The organism is Nocardioides sp. NPDC006273 (assembly GCF_040613495.1).
Lineage (GTDB): Bacteria > Actinomycetota > Actinomycetes > Propionibacteriales > Nocardioidaceae > Nocardioides.
The window spans coordinates 55,009-72,225 of record NZ_JBEXSD010000027.1; the positions used below are offsets into that span (position 1 = coordinate 55,009).

Annotated in this window: 16 protein-coding genes; 15 read left to right on the forward strand and 1 reads right to left on the reverse strand. The window is 69.4% G+C overall.

Going from position 1 to position 17,217, the window contains the following annotated elements:
- Nucleotide 1: 1 nt before the first annotated feature.
- From nusB to ABZZ22_RS13790, 9 genes are all read left to right on the forward strand, one after another.
- Nucleotides 2-415, forward strand: coding sequence for a transcription antitermination factor NusB (gene nusB, locus ABZZ22_RS13750; RefSeq protein WP_354932141.1), 414 nt, complete (start codon nt 2-4; stop codon nt 413-415).
- Nucleotides 416-587: 172 nt separating this feature from the next.
- A complete protein-coding gene (locus ABZZ22_RS13755; protein WP_354932144.1) occupies nt 588-1,820 on the forward strand; it encodes a hypothetical protein in 1,233 nt (410 codons plus the stop codon).
- Between the two features lie 65 nt (nt 1,821-1,885).
- Nucleotides 1,886-2,914: an NADPH:quinone reductase gene (locus ABZZ22_RS13760; protein ID WP_354932147.1), complete on the forward strand. Its 1,029-nt coding sequence runs from the start codon at nt 1,886-1,888 to the stop codon at nt 2,912-2,914.
- 61 nt (nt 2,915-2,975) lie between these two features.
- On the forward strand, nt 2,976-3,566 hold the full coding sequence (gene pyrR, locus ABZZ22_RS13765) for a bifunctional pyr operon transcriptional regulator/uracil phosphoribosyltransferase PyrR (protein ID WP_354932150.1): 591 nt from the start codon (nt 2,976-2,978) through the stop codon (nt 3,564-3,566).
- A complete protein-coding gene (locus tag ABZZ22_RS13770) occupies nt 3,563-4,504 on the forward strand; it encodes an aspartate carbamoyltransferase catalytic subunit (RefSeq protein ID WP_354932153.1) in 942 nt (313 codons plus the stop codon). The genes pyrR and ABZZ22_RS13770 overlap by 4 nt, the downstream gene beginning before the upstream one ends.
- Nucleotides 4,501-5,793 (forward strand): dihydroorotase, encoded by a 1,293-nt coding sequence (locus ABZZ22_RS13775; protein WP_354932156.1) that lies wholly within the window; start codon nt 4,501-4,503, stop codon nt 5,791-5,793. The genes ABZZ22_RS13770 and ABZZ22_RS13775 overlap by 4 nt, the downstream gene beginning before the upstream one ends.
- Nucleotides 5,794-6,180: 387 nt before the next feature.
- A complete protein-coding gene (locus ABZZ22_RS13780; protein WP_354932159.1) occupies nt 6,181-6,624 on the forward strand; it encodes a hypothetical protein in 444 nt (147 codons plus the stop codon).
- Nucleotides 6,625-6,768: 144 nt separating this feature from the next.
- Nucleotides 6,769-8,406 (forward strand): ABC-F family ATP-binding cassette domain-containing protein, encoded by a 1,638-nt coding sequence (locus ABZZ22_RS13785; RefSeq protein WP_354932162.1) that lies wholly within the window; start codon nt 6,769-6,771, stop codon nt 8,404-8,406.
- 98 nt (nt 8,407-8,504) lie between these two features.
- Nucleotides 8,505-8,933 carry a hypothetical protein gene (locus ABZZ22_RS13790; RefSeq protein ID WP_354932165.1) on the forward strand — a complete coding sequence of 143 codons (429 nt, stop codon included), beginning with the start codon at nt 8,505-8,507 and terminating at the stop codon, nt 8,931-8,933.
- Nucleotides 8,934-8,940: 7 nt separating this feature from the next.
- Here the strand turns inward: ABZZ22_RS13790 and ABZZ22_RS13795 are convergent, their stop codons facing one another.
- Nucleotides 8,941-9,132 carry a type II toxin-antitoxin system VapB family antitoxin gene (locus ABZZ22_RS13795; protein WP_354932168.1) on the reverse strand — a complete coding sequence of 64 codons (192 nt, stop codon included), beginning with the start codon at nt 9,130-9,132 and terminating at the stop codon, nt 8,941-8,943.
- Between the two features lie 138 nt (nt 9,133-9,270).
- Between ABZZ22_RS13795 and ABZZ22_RS13800 the strand changes: the two genes are divergently transcribed.
- The 6 genes from ABZZ22_RS13800 (at nt 9,271) to pyrF (ending at nt 17,148) form a co-directional block, all read left to right on the forward strand.
- The gene (locus ABZZ22_RS13800) at nt 9,271-9,543 is read left to right on the forward strand and encodes a hypothetical protein (protein WP_354932171.1); all 273 of its coding nucleotides are present in this window, start codon (nt 9,271-9,273) and stop codon (nt 9,541-9,543) included.
- A 143-nt stretch (nt 9,544-9,686) separates the two neighbouring features.
- Entirely contained in the window at nt 9,687-10,628 is a 942-nt protein-coding gene (locus tag ABZZ22_RS13805) for an AIM24 family protein (protein WP_354932174.1), read from the forward strand.
- A 155-nt stretch (nt 10,629-10,783) separates the two neighbouring features.
- Nucleotides 10,784-11,950 carry a glutamine-hydrolyzing carbamoyl-phosphate synthase small subunit gene (carA, locus tag ABZZ22_RS13810; RefSeq protein ID WP_354932177.1) on the forward strand — a complete coding sequence of 389 codons (1,167 nt, stop codon included), beginning with the start codon at nt 10,784-10,786 and terminating at the stop codon, nt 11,948-11,950.
- Between the two features lies 1 nt (nt 11,951).
- Complete coding sequence (gene carB / locus ABZZ22_RS13815) at nt 11,952-15,287, forward strand: carbamoyl-phosphate synthase large subunit (RefSeq protein ID WP_354932180.1); 3,336 nt, start codon at nt 11,952-11,954, stop codon at nt 15,285-15,287.
- Nucleotides 15,284-16,324 (forward strand): quinone-dependent dihydroorotate dehydrogenase, encoded by a 1,041-nt coding sequence (locus ABZZ22_RS13820; protein ID WP_354932184.1) that lies wholly within the window; start codon nt 15,284-15,286, stop codon nt 16,322-16,324. Before carB ends, ABZZ22_RS13820 begins: the two co-directional genes overlap by 4 nt.
- Entirely contained in the window at nt 16,321-17,148 is an 828-nt protein-coding gene (gene pyrF / locus ABZZ22_RS13825) for an orotidine-5'-phosphate decarboxylase (RefSeq protein ID WP_354932187.1), read from the forward strand. The genes ABZZ22_RS13820 and pyrF overlap by 4 nt, the downstream gene beginning before the upstream one ends.
- Nucleotides 17,149-17,217 lie beyond the last annotated feature (69 nt).

A 17,217-nucleotide genomic window follows, 5' to 3' on the forward strand; every position in this document is an offset into this window, starting at 1 on the left:
TGTGGCTCACGTCGCGACCGCACGGTCCAAGGCCCGCAAGCGGGCCCTTGACCTGCTCTTCGCCGCCGAGGCTCGGGGTCTCTCCGCCGGCGACCTGCTCGACCAGCAGATCGGCGATGGCCACGTTCCCAACAACCCGTTCACGGTCAAGCTCGTCCGTGGTGTGGTCGCCGAGGCCGAGCGGATCGACGCGCTGATCTCCGGCCACGCCCACGACTGGACGCTGACCCGGATGCCTGCGGTCGACCGCAATGTCCTGCGCATCGGTGTCTGGGAGCTTCTCGACGGCGATGTCGCTGCTGAGGTCGCGATCAGCGAGGCGACCGCCCTGGTGACCGAGCTCTCGACGGACGACTCGCCGTCCTTCGTCAACGGCGTGCTCGCCGCGGTCGCGAAGGACCTCCCCAAGGCCTGATCAGCACGAGACGTACGCCTGTCCTGGTCCGTTCCGGGCAGGCGTGCCGTCATTTCAGGGAGCGGCACGACGCGTCTGTTTTCCGGTTATCGACGATTGCTTCGGTCGGGACCGTATGTTTGGACTCAAGGCTGAGATGGGCCGCCAACCAGACCCGTATTTCGGAGAGCGCATGACGCAGGAGAACAACCCCTATGACGAGCCGGACTCGCGCACCCGGCCGACCGGCGCACCCTCACACTGGGTGACACCGCCTCCGCCGGGCTCGGCGGGACAGCCGCCGCAGCCGGACCCCAGCGGGCCGCGCACCAACCCCAACGCCCAGCCCTATCCTCATGTCGACCCGAGTCAGGAGGCGACTCGCATCACCAACCCACAGGTCACCTCGACGCCCGCTCCGCCCGCCCCGCCGGCCGCGCCCGCTCCATCTGGTGCAGTGCCGCCGCCCCCGGGCGCCCACGGGCAGGAGGTCCCCACCGCGACCGACTTCCTCGACAGGCGCGCCGAGTCTGCCGGGTTCGGCCCCGCGACGTGGGGCTGGCGAGGTGCGGTCCGGAAGATGTCCGGTGGGCTGATCAGCCCGAGGATGAGCGCCGCCGAGGTCGCTTTCGAGCAGGACCGGGCGATGATCCAGCGCGACTTCGACGGACCTCGCACCATCTGCTTCATCAACCCCAAGGGCGGCGCCGCCAAGACCACCGGCGTGCTCGCCGCGGGCTACACCTTCGGCACCGTGCGCGGTGGCGGGATCGTGGCCTGGGACAACAACGAGACCCGCGGCACTCTCGGCATCCGTGGCATGCGGAGCACCCACCGCAACACCACCCGCGAGCTGCTCGACAACCTGGCCGCGTTCAACAACGTCTACCAGTCCCGCATCGGCGACCTGGGTGCCTTCGTACGCTCCCAGGGCGATGCCCACTTCGACGTGCTCGCCTCCGACGAGCGTCCTGATGTCACCGGTCAGATCCACGCCGACGACTTCGGGCAGGTCCACCAGCTGCTGGAGCGCTTCTACAAGGTGATCCTGGTCGACACCGGCAACAACATGCGCGCCGAGAACTGGCTGGCTGCCGCCGACACCGCCGACCTGCTGGTGGTGACCTCGACGGTGCGCGAGGACACCGGCTACAGCGGACTGTGGATGCTCGACGCGCTCCAGGAGTCCGGCTACGCCGACCTCAAGCTGAAGACGATCACCGTGCTCTCCGACCCGTCCCCGAAGGTCGACACCAACCTGGCCCGCGACCTCACCGAGGTCTACCAGCAGCGCACCAGGGGGGTCTACCGGGTGCCGTTCGACCCGGTGCTCGTCGCCGGGTCCACGGTGCAGTACTCGCAGCTCTCGGAGGAGACCAAGATGTCGTGGCTGAAGGCCTGCGCTGGGATGGCGCACGCGCTGTAGCTCTTGGGATCGCTCCGCGATCCGCGCGCGGCCGACGAGTGGGAGGGGACGGTAGCGTCTTCCCTATGCGTGCAGTGGTCTTCTCCGAGAACGGTCCCTCCTCCGCCATGCGTCTGACCGAGCGGCCGGTGCCGAAGCCCGGTCCGGGGGAGGTCCTGGTCAAGCTGGTGCGGGCGGGGGTCAACCCGACCGACTGGAAGCTGCGCGCCGGTCTGAGCGGGACGCTCAGCACTCCGGAGGCGACCCCTGGCCAGGACGGCGCGGGCGTCGTCGAGGAGATCGGCGAGGGGGTGAGCACCCACGTCGTCGGGCAGCAGGTCTGGCTCTTCATGGCCCAGCACGGGCAGGCGTGGGGGACGGCCGCTGAGTACGTCGCCGTGCCCGCCCACAAGGCGGTTGAGCTGCCCGCGGGCGCGTCCTTCGACCTCGGCGCCTCGCTCGGGGTCCCGGCGATGACCGCCCATCGGGCGCTCACCTCAGGAGCGGTGGAGAGAGTGGCTCCGGGGTCGTTCAGCGGGCTCACCATCCTGGTCCACGGGGGCGCCGGAGCCGTCGGGAACGCCGCGATCCAGCTGGCCGTGTGGGCGGGGGCGACGGTGATCACCACGATCAGCTCCGCGGAGAAGGCCGCGCTGGCGAAGGCCGCCGGGGCGCACCACATCGTGAACTACCGTGAAGCGGGTCTCGACAAGCTCGACCACCTAGGGAAGGCGATCCGGGAGATCGCGCCCGACGGCGTCGACCAGATCGTCGAGGTCGCCCCTGCGGTCAACAACGACGTGGACCGAGCCGTCATCGCCAACCGCGGCACGATCGCCATCTACGCCAACAACGGCGGCGACGAGCTCACGATGCCCTTGCGGGCGACCTTCTCGCTCAACCTGCGCTACCAGTTCATCCAGCTCTACGGGGTCGAGGAGACGCAGATCCGGGCCGCGGCCGACGATGTCACCGCCGCCGTGGCGGCAGGGGCGCTGCAGGTGGGTCCGGAGGCCGGCGTACCTCTTCACCACTACCGGCTCGAGGAGACCGCCGCCGCTCACGACGCGGTCGAGGCCGGCGCCGTCGGGAAAGTGCTGATCGACCTGGAGTGAGGATAGTGTGGGCGCGATCCTTTAACGAGCCGTCCTGTGAGGCGGAGAAGGAGACCTGACCTTGTCTGATCCTGCCCCTGAGCGTGTGTCCGAGCCGTCCGCCGACGGTCGTGTCGTGCTCGATGCCCGTGACATCTCCCGGGCGCTGACCCGGATCTCCCACGAGATCCTGGAGCGCAACCGCGATGCGGAGGATCTGGTCCTCCTCGGTCTGCACACCCGCGGTGTGCCGTTGGCGCGGCGGATCGCCGCGCGGATCGAGGCCGCCGAGGGCCATCCGGTGGCCCACGGTGCGCTCGACGTGACGATGTACCGCGACGACCTGCGCACCCACCCGACCCGGGCCCCGCATCACACCGAGATCCCACCCGTCGGCATCGACGGCAAGACCGTCGTGCTGGTCGACGACGTGCTCTTCTCGGGCCGCACCGTCCGCGCCGCGCTCGACGCGCTGGCCGACTACGGCCGTCCCGCCGTCGTACGTCTGGCTGTTCTCGTCGACCGCGGCCACCGGCAGCTGCCCATCCGGGCCGACCATGTCGGCAAGAACCTCCCCACGGCGCGCTCCGAGCGGGTCGGGCTGAGCCTGGAGGAGACCGACGGCATCGACGAGGTACGCATCGTCGAGCTCGAGGGGGTGACGACGGCATGACCCGCCATCTGCTTTCCATCGACGACGTGAACGCTGAGGAGATCCAGCAGCTCTTCGCGACCGCCGCCGAGATGCACGACGTCCAGAAGCGCGAGGTCAAGAAGCTCCCGGCGCTGCGCGGTCGGACCGTGATCAACCTGTTCTTCGAGGACTCCACCCGCACGCGGTCCTCCTTCGAGATCGCCGGAAAGTGGCTCTCGGCCGACGTGATCAACCTGTCGGCGAAGGGCTCCTCGGCCTCCAAGGGCGAGTCGTTGCGCGACACCGTGCTGACCGTGACCGCGATGGGGGTCGACGGTCTGGTGATGCGTCACTCGGCCTCCGGCGCCGCCCACCAGGTCGCGGGCTGGCTCGACATCCCGGTGATCAACGCCGGCGACGGGATGCACGAGCACCCGACGCAGGCTCTGCTCGACGGCTACACGCTCCAGCGTCAGCTCGGCGGGCCCGGCTCGCTCGAGGGCAAGCGGGTCGCGATCGTCGGCGACCTGACCCACTCGCGGGTGTTCCGGTCCAACGTGAAGTCGTTGACCAAGCTCGGGGCGTCCGTGGTCGCCGTGGCCCCGCCCACGCTGATGCCCTCGGGCGTGACCGACTGGGCCAAGGCCGACGGGTTCGCCACCTCCTACGACCTGGACGACGTGCTGCCGGAGGCCGACGCGGTGATGATGCTGCGCGTCCAGCGGGAGCGGATGAGCGGTGGTTTCTTCCCGACCTCGCGGGAGTACACGGTCGGCTACGGGCTCACCCGTCAGCGCCTGGGCATGCTGCGCGACGGCGCACCGATCCTGCACCCGGGGCCGATGAACCGCGGCCTGGAGATCTCTCCCGAGGCCGCCGACGCCGCCTCCTCACGGATCCTCGACCAGGTCTCGGCCGGGGTTGCGATCCGGATGTCCGTCCTCTACCACCTGCTTGCCGGCGAGGAGTCCGCATGAGTCTGTTGATCAAGGGTGCCTCCGTCCTCGGGGCCGAGCCGACCGATGTGTACGTCGAGGGGGGAGTGATCCGGGAGATCGGCTCGCTCTCGGCGGATGCCGCCGACGAGGTGGTCGACGCTGCGGGCCTCGTCCTCCTCCCCGGGCTGGTCGATCTGCACACCCACCTGCGCCAGCCGGGCCGAGAGGACGCGGAGACGGTGGCCTCGGGCGCCGCGGCGGCCGCCGCCGGTGGCTACACGGCGGTGCTCGCGATGGCCAACACCTCGCCGGTCACCGACACGGCCGAGGCCGCGGTCTCGGTGTGGGAGCTCGGTCGCGAGGCGGGGCTGGCCGACGTCTTCCCGGTTGGCGCGGTGACCAAGGGCCTGGCCGGCGAGGAGCTCGCCGAACTGTCCCTGATGAACTGCTCCCGGGCCGGCGTCAAAGTCTTCTCCGACGACGGCCGCTGCGTCTCGGACCCGCGGGTGATGCGGCGGGCGCTGGAGTACGTCAAGGCGTTCGGCGGCGTGATCTCCCAGCACTCCCAGGATCCTTCGCTCGCGCCGTACGGCTCGGCCTGCTGCCACGAGGGAGAGCTCTCCGGGCGGCTCGGTCTTCCCGGTTGGCCGGGCGTCGCCGAAGAGGTCATCGTCGCCCGGGACGTGATGCTCGCGCGTCACACCGGCTCGCGTGTCCACGTCGCCCACGCCTCCACCGCCGGCACCGTCGAGGTGCTCCGCTGGGCGAAGGCCCAGGCGGAGAAGGACGGCAGCTGGGCGGTCACCGCGGAGGTCACCCCGCACCACCTGCTGCTGACCACCGACCTGCTCGCCGGCTACGACCCGACCTTCAAGGTCAACCCGCCGCTGCGTCCGGCCGAGGACGTCGAGGCGCTGCGCGCGGCGCTGGCAGACGGCACCATCGACGCGGTCGCCACCGACCACGCTCCGCACGCGCGTCAGGACAAGGAGCACGCCTTCGTCGACGCCGCGTTCGGGATGCTCGGGCTCGAGGAGGCGCTCTCGGTCGTCTCGACCGTGATGGTCGCCTCCGGGCTGCTGGACTGGTCCGGCGTCGCCCGGGTCATGTCCACGACCCCGGCCCGGATCGCAGGTCTCGAGGGTCATGGCCGCCCGATCGCGATCGGCGAGCCGGCCAACCTGACGCTGCTCGACCCGGCTGCGACCTACGTCGTGGACCGGGATCGGTCCTTGTCTCTCTCGCGCAACAACCCGTGGCACGACCGCAAGCTCACCGGCCGCGTCGTATCCACCTTCCTGCGTGGGAAGAAGACCTACGGCGAGTAACCCTCGGCCGTGGGCGGCGGGTCTTGGGTTTGCGAACGAATTTTCGTTCGTACGGCGACGAGGCGTCCGACCCTGAGCATGACGCGAAGGGAACTCGGCTGATTCTCGGTCCGCTGCCGCGGCGAGTCCTGGGTGGGCGAACGAATTTTCGTTCGCCCTGCAGCAGGATGTGCCGGTGCAGTCGGCGCGGGCTGTGGCACCAGGTATGGCTAGGCTCCACAGCCATGACCGATGTCTTCTCCGACAGGCTCGAGCAGTGGCGCGCCTACACCGAGACCCCCTGGGCCCGCATCCGCTACACCGTGGTCGAGGAGATCCTCGCGCGCCAGTGTGCCGAGCTGGCCGCGAAGCAGGGTGAGCGGCTGAGGGTCCTCGACGTCGGCGGTGGTGACGGCATGGACTCGCTTCCCCTCGCCCTGGCCGGCCGACGCCGGCGACGTACGCCGATTGGCGACCGCGGTCCGGCCCGGTGGCCGGCTGTCGGTGATGGTCCCCAACCCGGCGAGCATGGTGCTGCGTCAGCTGGTCACGGACGGGCCCGAGGCCGCGCTCACCGAACTGCGCGCCGACACCAAGCACGCCGTGACCTTCGACCATGACGTACGCAAGGTCTCGACGTCCGACCTCGAGGCCGACCTCGCCGCCGCAGGACTTCGCCTGACCGGCCGCTTCGGCACCCGGATCGCCAACGACCTCCTCACCGACAACGAGGCCAAGAACGATCCCGCCTACTTCGACACGCTCCTCGAGCTCGAGCGTGCGCTTTGCGACCAGGAGCCCTTCGTACGCATCGCCGGGATGTGCCAGCTCGTCGCGGAGCGGCCGGGTTAGGGATCCAGCTCGGCTGAAATCGGTTGGACGGCGCTGTCGCCGTCCGCGTACGCTTGTCGCATCATGAAGATCTCGCGCTGACCGCGACCCGCGCCTGAGGCAGCTGCCCGGTGGGTCGTCCTTGAACCCGAAGGCAGCGCTCTCATGTCATCTTCCGTCATCTCCGGACCGATCCTCGTCCGCGACCTGTCCGTCTCCTTCCGCAACGGTTCCGTCCTCACCGGGATCGACCTGACTGTCTCTCCCGGGGAGCGGATAGCGCTCGTGGGGGAGAACGGCGCCGGCAAGTCCACGTTGCTCCGCGCCATCGCAGACTCACCCTCCAGTCCGGCACTGCCACGCACCGCCCAGCCCAGCGGCACGGTCGAGGCGCCCGAGGACCTTGTCTGGCTGCCGCAGGAACCGCCGTTCCGGGACGCGGCGAGCATCGAGGACGTACTCGCCACGACGCTGCACCCGCTCCGCGAGGCTGTCGCCACGGTGGAGACGCTCGCCGACCGGCTCGACGATCCCGAGGTCGCCGAGGCCTATGCGAGAGCGCTCGACTTCGCGGTCGCGCACGACGCGTGGGACGCCGACCGGCGGGCCATCCTGGCCGCGGAGCGCCTCGGGCTGAGCGGGCTCGACCGGCACCGGCCGATCAGCACGCTGTCGGGCGGTCAGCGCACCAGGCTCGCGCTCGCGACCGCGATCACCCGCCGGCCGGACGCACTGTTGCTCGACGAGCCGACCAACCACCTCGACGACGAGGCGGTCTCGGTACTGGGGGAGTTCCTGCGTGAGCTGCCCGGCGCGGTGCTGATGGCCTCCCACGACCGTGTGTTCCTCGACGAGGTCGCCACCGGGCTGTTCGATCTCGATCCGACGGCCTTCGGCACCGACGGTGCCGGCGGTCGTCTCTTCGGCGGTGGCTGGACTGCCTACGAGGAGGCACGCAAGGCCGCGCGCGAGCGGTGGGAGCAGACGTACGCAGAGCAGCAGGACGAGATCAAGCGACTCCGCTCCGCGACCAAGATCGGCAACGACGCCATCGCTCACAACCGCGGGCCGACCGACAACGACAAGTTCATCTACAAGTTCAAGGGCAGCAACGTCGAGCGGACCGTCGCACGTCGCAAGAAGGACGCCAACCGGCGTCTGGAGGAGGCTGAGGAGGCGCAGGTGCGCAAGCCGCCGGCACCCCTGCGGCTCAACGCGGCGCTGTCGGCTGCCCGTGCCAGCGGCCGGATGGTCGTCGTCCGCGACCTGGTCGTCGAGAGTCGGGTCAGGCTGCCGGGCCTGGACGTAATGGCGGGGCAGCACCTGCTGGTCACCGGCCCCAACGGCAGCGGCAAGTCCACGCTGCTCGGGGTGCTCTCCGGTCGCGTCAAACCGACGTCGGGGCAGGTCCAGGTCAGCGCCCAGCACATCGAGGAGCTCACCCAGGACCCTGAGTTCGGAAACCTGCGGCGCAAGGTCGACGACGTCTACCGGGAGACGGTCGGGGAGGTGTTGGCGACCCAGGTGCCGCTACGTGACCTGGGCCTGGTGCATCCGCGCGACCTCAACCGACCGGTCGGCGCGCTCAGCGTCGGCCAGCGGCGTCGGCTCGACCTGGCGATCGCCATCGCCACCGGCCCGGACCTGCTGCTTCTCGACGAGCCCACCAACCACATCTCGCTCAACCTGGCGGGCGAGATGGAAGAGGCGATCGGGGTCACGCCAGGCACCATCGTCGTCGCCTCCCACGACCGTTGGCTGCGCCGCCGTTGGTCGGGTCCGGAGCACCGGTTCGAGCTCTGACGGGCCAGTTGCGGGCGAACGCCTGTGGATGAGCCGAGTTATCCACAGACGAGCAGATCCTCGTTGTCCCCGGACGCCACCCGTGGTGCGGTGGACCCATGACCGACAAGACTCCGTACGCTCCAGTCCTCCGCACCCAGGCCGATGTCGAAGCCGCCTGGCGACATCTGATCAACCCGCTCGGCTGGCCCGAGCCACGCCTGTGGTTCATGTTCGTCGGCGCCGACGGCGTCCCGTTCCCACAACTCAGCCAGATCGAGGACATGCCCGCCGAGATCGGACCGGACGGCGCTGAGAGCGTCGCGACGGTGATGAGTCATCTGGTGACCGACATGGGCTTCGAACGGGTGGAGTTCCTGCTGTGCCGACCCGACGACGGCCCGCCGAGTCCGACCGACCAGAAGAACGCGGCCGATCTCTACGAAGCATGTCGAGCTGCCGCAGTCCCGATCGGAGTGATCCACCTCGCGACCGACAGGGACTTCTGGCCGATCCCAGCGGACGCGGTCGGCCAGAGGGCCGCCTGAGGCGGACCTAGAACTCCAGCGTGATCTTCGTGTCGCCGAGCTCACGCTCGACGATGCGGTCGAACACGACGGCGGCCCCCTCGCGCTCGACCAGGTCGCGCAGCGCGTGGTCGATGGCAGCCTGGTTGGTCGTCGTCCCGGCAACCTTCCTCGCCTCGGCCAACAACTCCTCATCGATGCTGATCGACGTCTCGGTCATGGCGTACCCCCGCACGGAAAGCTGGATGAAACAGCGAAACGCTAGCGGCGCCCACCGTGCAACGCAATGACCTGCGACGACCGTCACATCGTGTCGCACTCACCTGGGATCGGGGGCGAAGCCGGATGTCGGAGTCAGATGTCGGCGGTCGCCTCCTGCTGGGGGACCACCGCAAGTCGGGTCTCTGGCTGCCGTCAGGTAGTCACGTCGAGCCACCGTCCGGACACGCACACCGATGTCAGCCTCTGGTTCGTCCTCGCCCACGATCGCCATGACCCGTTGGAGCCGGACGAGCGGGAGTACGCCGGGGTGCGCTGGTGGACACCGGCAGAGATCCGCGCCGCCGATCCGGGACTGTTCGACCCCCATATGGGCCGGATGCTCGACAAGCTGAAGACCCTCGGCGCCTGAGCCTCAATCCGAGCCGCTCAGCTCCTGCTGGAGTCGTTCGACGCTCCACCGTCTGGGAACACCGGTGGGCGGGACATCACGCACATGCCAGGATGGACCGGAGCCGACTGAGATGGGTCGGCCGAAGTTTTCAGAGGGTGGAGATGACGGACGCAGCGTGGTACCCGGACCCGACCGGTCAGGCCGAGCTTCGCTACTACGACGGGAGCCAGTGGACCGAGCACGTGTCCACGGGCGGGCAGCAGTCGACGGCGCCCCTGACGCCACCTCAGGCCAACGTCGAGCAGGAGGCCCCGACGCAGGTCGGCTCGGCGCAGCCCATGCACGGTGACGGCGCCCAGGCACAGGTCGCCGCGACCCAATACGGGCAGCAGCCGGCCCAGGTCCAGCAGCCCACGGGCGACCCGTTCGCGGGGATCTCCGGCGACCTGGTCGACGGCCGTTTCGCCGAGATCGAGGGCAGTGGCGCGGTGCTGCAGAACAAGCGGCTCCTGCGCGTACGCGTCGGGGAGCCGTTCCAGGCACGCCAGGGCTCGATGGTGGCCTACCAGGGCAACGTGCAGTTCAAGTACCAGGGCGGCGGCCTCGGGAAGTTCCTCAAGAAGGCTGTGACCGGCGAGGGCCTCAGCCTGATGGGCGTCGAGGGGCAGGGCGATGTCTTCCTGGCCGACGCGGCCAAGGAGGTCCACATCCTCCAGTTGAACAACTCCGGGATCTCGATCAACGGTGACCACGTGCTCGCCTTCTCCGGCGGCCTGCAGTGGAGCATCGAACGGGTCCAGGGCGCCGGCATGCTCACCGGCGGCCTCTTCAACACCATCCTGCGCGGCACCGGCTGGATCGCGGTCACCACCGACGGTGACCCGGTCGTCCTCAACGCCGCCGAGGCGCCGACCTTCACCGACACCAACGCCGTGGTCGGCTGGTCGCTCGGTCTGCAGACCAGCCTGCAGAAGTCGTTCACCGCCGGCGCGCTCATCGGCCGCGGCAGCGGCGAGGCGTTCCAGGTCGCCTTCCACGGCGCCGGCTTCGTCATCGTGCAGCCGTCCGAGGGCGGGGTCGTCCCGCCCCACTCCCACAGCTGAGTCCGACCCGGACGGGCCGACTGCCGCGTACGTCACACCGGTGACGTACGCGGCGGACGCCAACTGCCGTCAACCGGCATCTGCTTGATACTGTCACCAGCAACTGACCGACATCCTTTAAGCACCGTCCTGTGAGGCGGAGAAGGAGGTACGGCGTGCCGCTGCATGCCCACAAAGAAGCAATCCTCGTACTCGAGGATGGTCGAACGTTCCGGGGAGAGTCGTTCGGCGCCGAGGGGGAGACCTTCGGTGAGGCGGTCTTCTCCACCGGTATGACGGGCTATCAGGAGACGCTGACCGACCCGAGCTACCACCAGCAGGTGGTCGTGATGACCGCGCCGCACGTCGGCAACACCGGCGTGAACGACGAGGATCCGGAGTCGCGCAGGATCTGGGTGGCCGGGTACGTCGTCCGCGACCCTGCCCGGGTCTCCTCCAACTGGCGCGCCCAGCGCAGCCTCGACGACGACCTCCGTGACCAGTCCGTGGTCGGCATCAGTGGGGTCGACACCCGCGCGCTGACCCGCCACCTGCGTGAGCGCGGGGCGATGCGCGTCGGGATCTCGACGATCGAGACCGACCCCGAGGTGCTGCTGAAGAAGGTGCTGGCCTCCGCCGAGATGAGCGGTACGAACCTCTCCGACGCAGTCACCACCGCCGAGGCGTACGTCGTGCCCGCGAAGGGGGAGAAGCGGTTCACCGTCGCGGCCCTCGACCTGGGCATCAAGGAGATGACCCCGGAGCGGATGGCCGAGCGCGGCATCGAGGTGCACGTGCTCCCGGCGACTGCGACCCTCGAGGACGTCAAGGCGGTCGGCGCCGACTCCGGCGGCCCCGACGGGCTCTTCTACTCCAACGGCCCCGGCGACCCGGCCGCGACCACCGGCCAGGTGGAGCTGCTCCAGGCGGCGCTGGCCGAGGACATCCCCTACTTCGGCATCTGCTTCGGCAACCAGCTCTTCGGCCGCGCGCTCGGCTTCGGGACGTACAAGCTGAAGTACGGCCACCGCGGGATCAACCAGCCGGTCATGGACCTCACCACCCGCAAGGTCGAGGTGACCGCCCACAACCACGGCTTCGCCGTCGACGCGCCGATCGACGGGGAGATCACGACGCCGTACGGCATCGCGACCGTCTCCCACGTCAACCTCAACGACGACTGCGTCGAGGGCCTCGAGCTCAAGGACGCCGAGACCGGGAAGCTGAAGGGCTTCTCGGTCCAGTACCACCCGGAGGCAGCGGCCGGCCCGCACGATGCCGCCTACCTCTTCGACCGGTTCATCCAGCTCATGGAACACAGCCTCATGGCGAAGGAGGTCTGAGATGCCCAAGCGCGAGGACATCAAGTCCGTGCTCGTGATCGGCTCCGGCCCGATCGTCATCGGCCAGGCCTGCGAGTTCGACTACTCCGGCACCCAGGCCTGCCGGGTGCTGCGCGAGGAGGGGATCCGGGTCGTCCTGGTCAACTCCAACCCGGCCACGATCATGACCGACCCGGAGTTCGCCGACGCGACCTACGTCGAGCCGATCACCCCGGAGTTCGTCGAGAAGGTCATCGCCAAGGAGCGCCCCGACGCGCTCCTGGCCACCCTCGGCGGCCAGACCGCGCTCAACTGCGCGGTGGCGCTCGACGAGCGCGGGATCCTGGAGAAGTACGACGTCGAGCTGATCGGCGCGAGCATCGACGCCATCCAGCGCGGTGAGAACCGCGAGGAGTTCAAGAAGATCGTCGCCGAGCTCGGTGGCGAGAGCGCCAAGTCGGTCATCTGCCACTCCATCGACGACCTGCTCGCCGGCGCCGAGCAGCTCGGCTACCCGGTCGTGATCCGGCCGAGCTTCACCATGGGTGGCTCCGGCTCGGGGTTCGCGTACAACGAGGCCGAGCTGCGGCGTCTGGGCGGCGCCGGCCTCGCGGCCAGCCCCACCACCGAGGTGCTCCTGGAGGAGTCCATCCTCGGCTGGAAGGAGTACGAGCTCGAGGTCATGCGCGACCGCAAGGACAACTCGGTCATCGTCTGCTCGATCGAGAACCTCGACCCAATGGGCGTGCACACCGGCGACTCGATCACCGTCGCCCCGGCCCTGACACTGACCGACCGCGAGTACCAGAAGCTCCGTGACCTGGCGATCGGCATCATCCGCGCCGTCGGCGTGGACACCGGCGGCTGCAACATCCAGTACGCCGTCAACCCGGCCGACGGCCGGATCATCGTCATCGAGATGAACCCGCGCGTCTCGCGGTCCTCGGCGCTGGCCTCCAAGGCGACCGGCTACCCGATCGCCAAGATCGCCGCCAAGGTCGCGATCGGCTACACCCTCGACGAGATCGAGAACGACATCACCGCCGGGCCGAACGGTTCGACAGCCGCGTCGTTCGAGCCCACGCTCGACTACGTCGTCGTCAAGGTCCCGCGCTTCGCCTTCGAGAAGTTCCCGGGTGCCGACACGACCCTGACCACCCACATGAAGAGCGTGGGCGAGGCGATGGCGATCGGCCGCAACTTCACCGAGGCCCTGCAGAAGGCGCTGCGGAGCCTGGAGAAGCCCGAGGCGGTCTTCGACTGGACCCAGGAGGTCGTCGAGCTCGACAAGCCCGCACTCCTGGAGGAGATCAAGGTTCCGACCGACGGCCGGCTCAAGCGGGTCATGGACGCGATCCGCTCCGGCGCGACGCCCGAGGAGATCAACGAGAGCACCAGGATCGACCCCTGGTTCATCGACCAGCTCTTCCTGATCAACGAGATCGCCCAGGAGATCATCGCCTCGCCGGAACTGACGGCCGACGTGCTGCGCTACGCAAAGCGTCATGGCTTCTCCGACCACCAGCTCGGCAAGATGCGTGGCATGACCGCGGACGTGGTCCGCGGCGTACGCCACGCGCTGGGCATCCGGCCGGTCTACAAGACCGTCGACACCTGCGCGGCCGAGTTCGAGGCGCGTACGCCGTATCACTACTCCTCCTACGACGAGGAGACCGAGGTCGCGCCCCGGGAGAAGGAGGCGGTGATCATCCTCGGGTCCGGTCCCAACCGGATCGGGCAGGGGATCGAGTTCGACTACTCCTGCGTGCACGCCTCCCTCGCGCTCAGCGAGGCCGGCTATGAGACCGTGATGGTCAACTGCAACCCGGAGACGGTCTCGACCGACTACGACACCTCCGACCGGCTCTACTTCGAGCCGCTCACGCTGGAGGACGTGCTCGAGATCGTCCACGCCGAACAGCAGGCCGGGCCGGTTGTCGGAGTCATCTGTCAGCTCGGCGGGCAGACCCCGCTGGGGCTCGCGCAGGCGCTCAAGGACAACGGCGTACCGATCGTCGGCACCAGCCCCGAGGCGATCCACCTCGCCGAGGAGCGCGGCGCCTTCGGCCGCGTGCTGGCCCAGGCCGGTCTGGTCGCGCCCAAGCACGGCATGGCCACCACGTTCACCGAGGCCCGCGAGATCGCCGCCGAGATCGGCTATCCGGTCCTGGTGCGTCCCTCCTACGTCCTCGGCGGCCGCGGCATGCAGATCGTCTACGACGACGAGGCGCTGCGCTCCTACATCGAGGCCGCGACCGAGGTCACCCCCGACAAGCCGGTGATGGTCGACAAGTTCGTCGACGACGCCGTCGAGATCGACGTCGACGCCCTCTACGACGGCACCGAGCTGTTCCTGGGCGGCGTCATGGAGCACATCGAGGAGGCCGGGATCCACTCCGGTGACTCCTCCTGCGCGCTGCCGCCGATCACCCTGGGCGCTGCCGAGGTCGAGCGCATTCGCGTCGCGACCCTTGCGATCGCCGAGGGCGTGGGCGTACGCGGCCTGCTCAACATCCAGTACGCCCTCGGCTCCGACGTGCTCTACGTCATCGAGGCCAACCCGCGTGCCTCCCGCACGGTCCCGTTCGTCTCCAAGGCGACCGCGACCCCGCTGGCCAAGGCCGCCGCTCGGGTGATGCTCGGTGAGTCGATCGCGCAGCTGCGTACGGCCGGGGTGCTCCCGACGACGGGTGACGGCGGCGCGCTGCCGCCGACCCAGCCGATCGCGGTCAAGGAAGCGGTCATGCCGTTCAACCGGTTCCGCACCCCCGAGGGCCAGCAGGTCGACACCGTGCTCGGCCCGGAGATGAAGTCGACCGGCGAGGTCATGGGGCTCGACTCCGACTTCGGTCGTGCCTTCGCCAAGAGCCAGGCCGGCGCGTTCGGTCCGCTGCCGACCTCGGGCCGCATCTTCGTGAGCATGGCAAACCGCGACAAGCGCACCATGATCTTCCCGATCAAGGTGCTCGCCGACCACGGTTTCGAGATCTTCGCGACCGAGGGCACCGCCGAGGTGCTGCGCCGCAACGGCGTGCCCTCGCGGCTGATGCGCAAGCACTCCGAGGGCACCGGGCCCGACGGGGAGAAGACCACTGTGCAGCGAATCCTCGACGGCGAGGTCGACCTGGTCATCAACACGCCCAACGGCACCTCCAACGCGAAGTCCGCCCGGATGGACGGCTACGAGATCCGCACCGCCGCGGTGATGGCCAACATCGCCTGCATCACCACGGTCCAGGGTCTCGGCGCCGCGGTGCAGGGCATCGAGGCGCTACGGCGCGGTGAGATCGACGTACGCAGCCTGCAGGAGTGGCGCGACATCGTCGGACACCACGACGGCGGAGTCTCGGCCAAATGAGGGCGTACCGGACGCTGTTCGACAAGGTCCTGACGAAGTCGGATCCCGAGCGCGCCCACCAGCAGGCCTTCGCGGCGATCCGGGCCGCCGGTCCGGCGCTGGCCAAGGCGCGTACGCCCGGATCGCCGGTGCACGCGATGGGGCTCACCTTCCCGAACGTGATCGGGCTGGCCGCGGGCTTCGACAAGAACGCGGTCGGCATCGACGCGCTGGGCGGACTCGGGTTCGGCCACGTCGAGATCGGCACGGTCACCGGTGAGGGCCAGCCGGGCAACCCCGCGCCGCGGCTCTTCCGGCTGCCCGCCGATCGTGCCGTGATCAACCGGATGGGCTTCAACAACGACGGCGCCGAGGCGGTCGCCGCCCGCTTGGCGAGCCGGCTCGAGCGGCGCGGCACCGCCACGGGCGGGCCGGTCCTCGGCATCAACATCGGCAAGACGAAGCTGGTGCCGGAGGACGACCAGGCGGCCGTCGAGGCCGACTACGCCAAGTCGGCGCGGCTGCTGGCCCCCTACGCCGACTACCTGGTCGTCAACGTCTCCTCGCCCAACACGCCCGGCCTGCGCAGCCTGCAGTCGGTGGAGAAGCTGCAGCCGCTGCTGGAGCATGTCCGCTCCATCGCCGACCAGGTGACCAAGCACCGAGTCCCGCTGCTGGTCAAGATCGCTCCCGACCTGGCCGACTCCGACGTCGTCGAGGTCGCCGACCTGGCGATGGCGATCGGCCTGGACGGGATCATCGCGACCAACACCACGATCGGTCGTGAGCACCTCGTCTCGGCGCCCGCCGAGATCACCGCCGCCGGCGCCGGCGGCCTCTCCGGCGCTCCGCTCAAGGCGCGCGCGCTCGACGTCCTGCGGCTGCTCCGCAGCCGGGTCAACGCCGAGATGACCCTCGTCGGTGTCGGTGGCATCACCACGCCTGCGGACGCTCGTGAGCGTCTCGAGGCCGGTGCCGACCTGCTCCAGGGCTACACCGGGTTCATCTACGAGGGCCCGCTCTATGCCCGGCGGATCGCGAACGGGGTGCGCCCATGACCTTCGGTGCTCGCTATGTCGCGGCGCTCGCCGAACGGGGGCGGCTCTGCGCAGGAATCGATCCACACGCCTCGCTGCTCATCGACTGGGGGTTGAACGACGACCTGGCCGGGCTGGAGAAGTTCGCCCTCACGGCGGTCGAGGGCCTGGCGCCGTACGTCCCCGTCGTGAAGCCGCAGAGCGCCTTCTACGAGCGTTTCGGCTCCCGCGGTGTCGCGGTGCTGGAGCGGGTCATCGCCGAGTCGAAGGCCGCCGGTGCGCTGGTGCTCCTCGACATCAAGCGCGGCGACATCGGCTCGACCAGCCAGGCGTACGCGGATGCCTATCTCGATCCCGCGAGCCCGCTGGGCTCCGACGCGGTGACGGTGAGCCCCTATCTCGGCTTCGGTTCGCTGACGCCGTTCGTGGAGACGGCGACGAGGTTCGACGCCGGGCTGTTCGTGCTCGCCCTGACCTCCAACAAGGAGGGCCCCGAGGTGCAGCACGCGACGGTCGAGGACGGCCGTAGCGTCGGCCGGGTCATGCTCGACCATCTGCGCCGGCTGAACGAGGGGTCGACGCCTCTGGGCTCGTTCGGCGCGGTCGTCGGCGCGACCATTGACGGGGCGGACGGTGCCGGCGTGGCGTACGACTTCGGTTTCAACGGACCCATCCTGGCGCCGGGCTTCGGGGAGCAGGGCGGCACCCCGGCCGATCTCGCCCGCATCTTCGGCGCCGCCAACGCGAGCGTCGTCGCCAGCACCAGCCGCGGTCTGCTCCGCAAGGGTCCGAGCGTCGCTGCGCTGCGGGACGAGGCGCTGCGGCTGCGCGACGAGCTCGGCTGAGGTCTGTTACTTCGTCAAGGTATGCAGCCGAAGGGATGGGTCCTTCGGCGGCAGGCGTGGCATGGTCCG